We start from the raw sequence: 3,579 nt of genomic DNA, 5'->3' as shown, positions 1-3,579 counted from the left end.
GCGCTGGACCGTTTCATCGGTGCCGTCGGACTCGTCGCCGCGGTGGTGGTGACCGGCGTGACACTGCCCTGGACCGTGCTGGCGATCGCCCTCGGCGCCGCTGCCGCGGTTCTCGCCGGCGCGCTCGTCGTACGGCGTCGGCGTCCACTCCTGGCCGGTCGCTGGCCGTGGCCGTCGGCCAAGGTGTTCGCGCTCGGCGTCGTCTTGTCGATCGGGTACCAGGCCACGATCCTCGGTCTGCTGGTCGGGTCCATCGACGCCGTCGGCGGATCCGTGCCGCCGCTCCACCTGATCGCGGTCTTCGGGGCGAGCCAGATCGCCGGTGTGCTCCCCGGCGTCCACGGGGCGAGTCCACGCGACGGCGCCCTGGTCGCCGGCCTCGCGTCGATCGGGGTCTCCTGGACGGCCGCCTTCGGCGCTGTCGCACTCACCGCCTTGCTCTACTGGATTCCCGCGCTCCTGCTGGGCGGCACGTTCTTGTTCCTGCGCTGGCGCGGCTGGTTCACCGAGCCGGCACCGACGGCATCGTGACCCCGGAGCTCGTCGTCGCGCATCGCGCGGGCAACGATCTCGGAACTCTCCGGTCGGCCCTCGATCTCGGCGCCAACCTGGTCGAGGCGGACGTGCACGCGTATCGGGGACGGCTCGAGGTCCGGCACCGGAAGACCCTCGGTCCGTGGTGGCTGTGGGATCGGGGTGAGTTGGTCCGCCGCACGGACGTCCAACTGCTCGAGATCCGCGAACTGCTGGCCGCCGCGGCCGACGGCGATCCCCGCCTGCTGCTCGACCTGAAAGGGATCCATCCCCGCCTCGGCGCCCGCGTCGCGACAGAGCTGACCGAGGTCATGCCGGCCAGCACGGTCACCGTGTGCACACAGCACTGGTGGATGCTGTCCGCCTTCCGCGACCTGCCCAACGTGCGGCTCGTGCTGTCGGCCGGCAGCCGCCGTGGGCTGCGCCGGCTGCGGTCCCGGCTCCGCGGACGACCGGCGTACGGCGTCTGCGTCCACCGGCGACTGCTCACCCCCGCGATCGTCACCGAGCTCCGACGTGGCGCCGAGGTCGTCTTCACCTGGCCGGTGGACACCGATGACGCCCTGGCTGACGCGCGCCGCCTCGGCGTCGACGCGGTGATCGGGAAGAACCTGAGCGTCCTCGGCGTGGCCTGATCGCGGCGGGCCTCTCGAAAGGCCCGCCGGAACAGGACGATCGGCCCGGGCCAACCACTCTCCCGCGGGCAGATGCTCGAGGTGAGGACGGCGCTGTCCGCCGTCTCGCATGCCCGCTGAAGGGAGGCATCATGTCCAAGCCAGCAACCAGCGGCACCGAACCCGAGGTACGCCGGCTCAGCCGTGGCTCGAAGGGATGGTTCGGCTGGATGGCCGGGATGTGGGTGGTGTTCTTCGTCCTGCTGAACTCCGGCCGGATCGACGACGTCGCCACCTGGATCCGCGACCTACCGCTCCTGCTCGAGATCGTCGTCTGGGTGGTGTTCTTCCCCTGGGTGCTCGCCACGGCCGTGTGGACCAGCGACTGGTCCGAAGGCCTCCGCCTCACCCTCGTGATCCTGTTCGCCGCCGGCTGGACGATCGTCTCGATCCCCCGCCCCAAGCCAGTCCGGAAGAAGTGAGTCCGGGTGGTGTAGGTGACCGAGCCGCTCGCCCGGACAGGAACGACGAACGACGCCGTCCTACCGGACCGCGCCAGTACGCGGGCTTGCGGTCAGCTGCGCAGATGGATGTGCTCGTGAGTCATCTGCTCGATGTCGGCGGTGGCGGCGTCGAGCAGTTCGTGGGGCCAGGCTCGACAGCGCCCGTGCCACGGCGAGCTCGTCGCCGATCTCGGCGATATCGGTGTCGCCCGGGTTCCGGCGGGCGGTGCCCCGGCCGACGAGTTGGGTCTTGTCGTTGGTGTGCAGCCGGGCCTCCGCGTGGGTGGTCCGCTCGTCCTCGTGCTCGTCGATGAAGATCTCGACGCTCCAATGCCTGCTCGCGACCATGATGCCCGCCCTTCCGATCGATGGACCCCTCGAGGCCATCGTCCGAAGATGCCCGGACTCGCACCAGGGCCGTCCGGTCCACCTCGGCGGGAACTTCTGCCCTGGTGTGCGATCGCCGGCCGGCGTGTGCTGGAAGTGCACGAAGGGAGCCGGCCATGAAGGACATCGAGAAAGCCCGCACACAGCGCGACGCGAAGCGCACGGTGGCCAGCCGGCGAACGACCGGATCGGCACACGCCGAGCAAAGCATCGTCCGCCACCTCGGCGTCGAGGTCTACCGGGAGAGCCACCGCCGTGACAAAGAAGCGGAACAGCCGCCGGCAGAGCCGACCGACCAGCCGCCGGTCGACTGACTTCGCTCAGTTCACCGGAACTCGGGCCCGGGCAGCGGCCGGGTTGCGCATGCTCAGCAACGACGTACCGATGCCGTAGGTGAGGAAGTGCCCCTCGGGGAAGATCTCCACGATCCGGCAGTCGGCCAATCGTTCGGGCGGCACCAGCTTGGCCAACTCCGGCAACAGCGACGTGATGTAGCTGTGGCCGGCCGGGTGGACGACGGCACGTGCGTGGAAGCTGATCGTGGCCGGTGGGATCGGAGCCAGCAGGGACAGCAGTCCACCACGGCGCACCGGCACGGTCACGGCGACCTGGCCGGTCGCCGGGATCTGCAACGCCTTCCAGCTGTCCGGCGCGACGGCGACGTACAGCCGGCCTCGCCCGGTCGTGTAGACAACACCACTCGACCGAGGCTCGCCGTTCGGTGTCACGTGGCTCAGCACTGCGAAGGAGGCCTTGGACATTCGTCGCCAGATCTCTTCCCTGGCCGGTTGCCGGCGGTCTCCGTTGCCGACCGCAACCTTCTGCTCTGCCTGCCTGCCTGTTTTGGTCATCGAAGCCTCCTCGACTACTTCGAGTCTCCGGCGTGACCTGTGACTCGAAGCACCGGCGTCCGGCCCAACTCGCGTGGCTGGAGGACCCGCGACGCGGCAGCCGTTCAGAGCCCCTCAAGTGGGCCGTTCGGCGCCGTCCCTTGGGACCGATGACCCTGGGCCGGTCGCGTCACGCCGGGCGACGATCGACATCTGACACTGGCCTGGAGGGATCTCCGATGAACAAGTTCAGCGTCGACGACGTGGCGGGACGAGCAGTCGGTCCGCGGTCCGGTTCGCCCTGGGTGATGCTGGCAGTTGCGACCGTGGGGTTCGCGGTCAACTTCTGGGCCTGGGCGCTGCTGAGCCCGCTCGGACCGTTGTTCCGGACCCAGGGCACGCTCGGTCGGCTGACGGAGTCCGATGTCGCGTTGCTGGTTGCCGTACCGATGCTGGTCGGCTCGCTCGGCCGGATCCCGGTCGGTGCCCTGACCGACCGGTTCGGCGGGCGGGTGATGTTCCCGCTGGTCACCGCCGCGACCATCGTGCCGATCCTGTTCATCGGCTTCTTCGCCCTCGACTCGTACGGCGCACTCCTGGTCGGCGGCTTCTTCCTCGGCATCGGCGGCACGGCCTTCGCGGTCGGCGTGCCGTTCGTCAGCGCCTGGTTCCCACCCCAGCGACGCGGCCTGGCGGTCGGCATCTTCGGCG

General features: G+C 69.8%; 7 protein-coding genes. 5 read left to right on the top strand and 2 right to left on the bottom strand.

The features are described 5' to 3' along the window. The 3 genes from AB0E63_RS46315 to AB0E63_RS46305 all read left to right on the top strand — a co-directional run. Positions 1-531, top strand: a 531-nt coding sequence (locus AB0E63_RS46315; RefSeq protein WP_360381270.1) for a hypothetical protein, incomplete at its 5' end; no start/stop codon positions are given. Next, positions 528-1,169 (top strand): glycerophosphodiester phosphodiesterase, encoded by a 642-nt coding sequence (locus AB0E63_RS46310; protein WP_360381267.1) that lies wholly within the window; start codon positions 528-530, stop codon positions 1,167-1,169. The genes AB0E63_RS46315 and AB0E63_RS46310, both read left to right, overlap by 4 nt. 131 nt (positions 1,170-1,300) lie before the next feature. Then, the gene (locus AB0E63_RS46305) at positions 1,301-1,630 is read left to right on the top strand and encodes a hypothetical protein (RefSeq protein ID WP_360381264.1); all 330 of its coding nucleotides are present in this window, start codon (positions 1,301-1,303) and stop codon (positions 1,628-1,630) included. A 60-nt stretch (positions 1,631-1,690) separates the two neighbouring features. Here the strand turns inward: AB0E63_RS46305 and AB0E63_RS46300 are convergent, their stop codons facing one another. Next, positions 1,691-1,999, bottom strand: coding sequence for a dsRBD fold-containing protein (locus tag AB0E63_RS46300; protein WP_360381262.1), 309 nt, complete (start codon positions 1,997-1,999; stop codon positions 1,691-1,693). 155 nt (positions 2,000-2,154) lie between these two features. Between AB0E63_RS46300 and AB0E63_RS46295 the strand changes: the two genes are divergently transcribed. Then, the gene (locus AB0E63_RS46295; RefSeq protein ID WP_360381259.1) at positions 2,155-2,352 is read left to right on the top strand and encodes a hypothetical protein; all 198 of its coding nucleotides are present in this window, start codon (positions 2,155-2,157) and stop codon (positions 2,350-2,352) included. 6 nt (positions 2,353-2,358) lie between these two features. Here AB0E63_RS46295 and AB0E63_RS46290 read toward each other — a convergent pair whose 3' ends face one another. Next, positions 2,359-2,889, bottom strand: a complete 531-nt coding sequence (locus tag AB0E63_RS46290; protein ID WP_360381256.1) for a pyridoxamine 5'-phosphate oxidase family protein — start codon at positions 2,887-2,889, stop codon at positions 2,359-2,361. A 218-nt stretch (positions 2,890-3,107) separates the two neighbouring features. Between AB0E63_RS46290 and AB0E63_RS46285 the strand changes: the two genes are divergently transcribed. Further along, positions 3,108-3,579, top strand: a 472-nt coding sequence (locus AB0E63_RS46285; protein WP_360381254.1) for an MFS transporter, incomplete at its 3' end; no start/stop codon positions are given.

This window comes from Kribbella sp. NPDC026596 (genome assembly GCF_040638415.1).
Lineage (GTDB): Bacteria > Actinomycetota > Actinomycetes > Propionibacteriales > Kribbellaceae > Kribbella.
This window is presented reverse-complemented; position numbering and strand designations above follow the sequence as displayed.

What these genes read in the sequence shown, in the direction of transcription:
- AB0E63_RS46300 (WP_360381262.1), bottom strand. Translation starts at nt 1,999, where the DNA reads ATGGTCGCGAGCAGGCATTGGAGCGTCGAGATCTTCATCGACGAGCAC.
- AB0E63_RS46305 (WP_360381264.1), top strand. Translation starts at nt 1,301, where the DNA reads ATGTCCAAGCCAGCAACCAGCGGCACCGAACCCGAGGTACGCCGGCTC.
- AB0E63_RS46295 (WP_360381259.1), top strand. Translation starts at nt 2,155, where the DNA reads ATGAAGGACATCGAGAAAGCCCGCACACAGCGCGACGCGAAGCGCACG.
- AB0E63_RS46290 (WP_360381256.1), bottom strand. Translation starts at nt 2,889, where the DNA reads ATGACCAAAACAGGCAGGCAGGCAGAGCAGAAGGTTGCGGTCGGCAAC.